General features: G+C 37.9%; 3 protein-coding genes. All 3 read left to right on the forward strand.

Going from position 1 to position 2,709, the window contains the following annotated elements:
* A partial coding sequence (locus B2V92_RS22380) for a TrmH family RNA methyltransferase (RefSeq protein WP_293312306.1) occupies window positions 1-363 on the forward strand: 363 nt, incomplete at its 5' end.
* A gap of 206 nt (window positions 364-569) precedes the next feature.
* Window positions 570-1,232, forward strand: coding sequence for a YdeI/OmpD-associated family protein (locus B2V92_RS22385; RefSeq protein WP_293312308.1), 663 nt, complete (start codon window positions 570-572; stop codon window positions 1,230-1,232).
* 237 nt (window positions 1,233-1,469) lie between these two features.
* Window positions 1,470-2,709, forward strand: a 1,240-nt coding sequence (locus B2V92_RS22390) for an OmpA family protein (RefSeq protein WP_293312310.1), incomplete at its 3' end; no start/stop codon positions are given.

A 2,709-nucleotide genomic window follows, 5' to 3' on the forward strand; every position in this document is an offset into this window, starting at 1 on the left:
GGTATTACCGCTCAACCGCCGCACCGCGAAATAGAAAAAACTGCCTTGGGTGCAACACAATCTGTTGATTGGATCCACTATACAGATACTTTACAAGCGGTTGATACATTAAGGGAACTGGGTTATGAAATTATTGCCATTGAGCAGGCAGAAAATAGCACCATGCTGAATACTTTTAAACCGGATTTCAATAAAAAATATGCCCTGATTTTTGGAAATGAAGTGGATGGCGTAAGTGATGAAGTAATGGCAAAAATTGACGAATGCATCGAAATTCCGCAATTCGGCACCAAACATTCGTTCAATATCGTAATTTCTGCAGGAATTGTATTCTGGGATTTCTTTGCTAAATTGAGGTTGTAGTTTTTGAATTATTAACCGCAAAGGACGCAAAGAAAAAGAGCACAAAGAAAGCAGAGATAAGATATTTTTGTGATTTTTTAAAAGCTTTTTCTAAAACGGTCGTCACCCTGAATTTATTTCAGGGTCTTTATAAAGTACACGTAGGATTTTAGCAATAGTAACAATAGCTGCTGACCCCAGACATCGGACCTTTTAAACAATCAAAAATGGAGAACCCACTTCTAAAAAAACTTCAGGTAAAACCTGGCAACACTGTTAAAGTTGTAGATGCTCCTGAACAAGTTGCAGCGATATTTGGAGATATCCCTACTGATGTTGTGTTAAAATACAATGGGGAAACTGCATTTAATGTACTAATAACATTTACGACAAATACAGCGCAACTGAACCGGCAAATTCAAAGTAACCTCAAAAACATTGATGCAAAAACTATTTTTTGGGTATTTTATCCGAAAAAGTCATCAAAAATAAAATCCGATCTCGATCTGATGAAGAGTTGGGAGGAGCTTAATGTTTTTGGTTTAACACCCTGTGCATCAGCCGCGGTTAACGAAACATGGACAGGTCTTCGGTTGAAACTCCTTTCGGAAGTAAAGCCATCCGGCATGAGAAACGAACATATTAAAACCAACGAATATGGCGAATACATCGATCCGGTAAACAAAACAGTTAACCTTCCTGATGATTTAAAACTGGCTTTAGAAAACCATCCAGCTGCTTTAACCTATTTCAACCAACTTGCCTATAGCCACCGAAAAGAATATGTGCTTTGGATCTTATCCGCTAAACAGGAAAAAACCAGACTAAGCAGGATTGAGAAAACGTTGGAAATGCTTTTAAACAGAAAGAAAAATCCATCAGACAAGTAATTCCTTAACAGACGAAAACGAGGCTCATTACCCTAAATTGTACTAAATACTATACAAAAAACACCTAATCTTCATTGGTTAGGTAACTTTTTTGTGAAATAATTTTTCCTTCGTAATCTTCTGATAACATGCTATTTGAATAAAAAACGAGTCCTTTGGCAAGGTTTTTTCTAAGTCAAAGCAAAACAGTATCCTATAAAAACTGTTAAGACACTAATATTTACAAAATAGAAAAACATGAATACGAGAATTACAAAATCAACAATGTTGGTTGCATTATTAGGCTTATCATCACAATTATTTGCACAGGAAACACCAACTACTACCAGTACAACAGGAACAAGATTTGGCGAAAAATCTTTCCGTACCTGGAGTGTAGGTGTACATGGAGGTTTATTAACCCCTCGAACAATTTTTGGAAATTCGAACCATTTATTCGAAACTCCGGTTGAACATATTGGTTATGGCGGTTATGTTAAAAAGCAAATTATACCTCAATTAGGTATTCAGGCCGATTTCCTTGCAGGTAAAGTTGAAGAGTTAAGGGCATCTAATGGCGCAGGTGGTTTCATCGCCAATACCGGTTATAAAACCAACATGCAGTGGTCGGGTGCTTTATCAGCAGTTTGGAATGTAGCTAACATCAACATCAACCAGGAAAACGCAATTTTAACCCCTTACTTAAAAGCTGGTGCAGGTTACCTATCTTCTGGTGCTACTACTAGTCCTGCCAATACAGTAGATGCAGGTTATTACAGAGACGGTTGGTTTGTACCGGTAGGTGCGGGTGTAAAACTGGGCGTTGCCAAAGGTATCAATATCGATTTAGGATACGATGTAAATTTTGTTAAATCGGCCAAATTCGATGGTGTTAATACCGGTACTAACGACAGATTTGCTTACGCACACGCAGGTTTAGAATTCGCCTTGGGTAGTAAAGATAAACCACAGTTACAAAACTACAGCTCACTAGCTAACCTACGTAAAGAAAGCGCTGAAGAAAGTTCTGAATTAAGAAGAGCATTATCAACTGCAGAGCAAAATGCACAACGTGATAGAGAGCAATATGCTAAAGATTTGGGCGATGATGATAACGATGGTGTAGCAAACAAATTCGACAAATGCCCTGGTACTCCATCAGGAACAGTTGTTGATGGTTCTGGTTGCCCAATCAAAGTTCAACGTGAGATTATCAAAGAAACCAAGGTAATTACAGAAGCCGACCGCAAAGTGGTTAGGGATGCGATTTCTAACTTAGAATTCGATTTGGGTAAATCAACTATCCGTTCAAAATCGTATGCTACTTTAAACCGTGTTGCAGCTTTATTGGTAGAGAAAAACTTTAGTTTAAAATTAGCAGGTCACACCGATAACACTGGCGGTAGAGAATTAAACTTGCGTTTATCTAAAGACAGAGCTGAATCGGTAAAAGCTTATTTGGTATCTCAAGGTGCAAATGCATCACGTATCGAAGCTA

The sequence above is a fragment of the Pedobacter sp. UBA5917 genome, assembly GCF_002432345.1.
Lineage (GTDB): Bacteria > Bacteroidota > Bacteroidia > Sphingobacteriales > Sphingobacteriaceae > Pedobacter.